Genomic DNA, 854 nt, shown 5'->3' with positions numbered 1-854 from the left:
TCAGCCCCGACACCTCGCCCGAGCCGTTCTCCCCGCCCCCGCACGGCACTCCCCACCAATCGGGCCAGCCGAAGGGCAACCGCCGCTGATCACTCCCGCGCCGGCAGGTGGACCACCACCAGGGCCACGCCCGCCAGGAGAACGTTGCGGGCGGCGGCGTCCAGCCCGTTCCAGTCGGCGGACTGCCACATCGCGAACCACTCGCCGCCGATGGCCATGAAGCCCAGGCCGAACAGCAGCAGCACCATCACCAGCCCCAGCGTGCTCGCGCGGCGGGCGCGGGCCGCTGGGCCGGTCAGCCACGCAGCGGTGGCCGCCAGCAGGATCAGCGCGGACAGCGTCTCCCACGCGATGATGGCGACGTAGGCCGCGTCCTGCAGCGCCCGCGACTCGATCGCGCGCCCCATCAGGTCCTCGTCCCGGAACGTCGTGTCCATCGACAGCACATGACGAACGAACTCCTGGTTCGTCCCGAAGTCCGTGATGTTCCCGAACGCCACCAGCGCCATGTACACCGCCACAGTGCCCGTCAGCGCCGCCGAGGCGAGCCGCGGGGTACCGAGCGCGAGAATGCGGTCCATACGGGTGACCCTAGCCGGTCACCCGTTCGCCGGGCCGCGCTCAGCCGGCGTGCGGGGCGAAGCGCAGGGCGAAGTGGTTCAGCGTCGCGGGGAGGGGCTGGGCCGGGTGCGGGCGGACGGGGGAGACGAGGGAGAACGTCCGGGTCGACAGCAGGACGCCGAGCCAGGTGCTCGCCGTCAGCAGGACCAGGTTCTCGCCGGGGCACGCGCCGCGCCCGGCGCTGAACGGGACCAGGGCCGGGTTCCGCGCCGCGCGGCCGTCCAGCCAGATGT

At 73.1% G+C, this 854-nt stretch carries 1 protein-coding gene and 1 pseudogene; both read right to left on the bottom strand.

Translation table 11 applies throughout. From position 1 onward, the window contains the following. Nucleotides 1-89: 89 nt before the first annotated feature. Nucleotides 90-581, bottom strand: coding sequence for a DUF2165 domain-containing protein (locus ACSNOC_RS27815; RefSeq protein WP_436750341.1), 492 nt, complete (start codon nt 579-581; stop codon nt 90-92). A gap of 40 nt (nt 582-621) precedes the next feature. After that, nucleotides 622-854: pseudogene (locus ACSNOC_RS27810) on the bottom strand (cytochrome P450); the annotation flags it as partial.

Source organism: Streptomyces sp. URMC 129 (assembly GCF_051386415.1).
Lineage (GTDB): Bacteria > Actinomycetota > Actinomycetes > Streptomycetales > Streptomycetaceae > Streptomyces.
This window is presented reverse-complemented; position numbering and strand designations above follow the sequence as displayed.

Bases quoted from the DNA above. Each gene is read 5' to 3' on its own strand.
- ACSNOC_RS27815 (WP_436750341.1), bottom strand. From the start codon at position 581: ATGGACCGCATTCTCGCGCTCGGTACCCCGCGGCTCGCCTCGGCGGCG.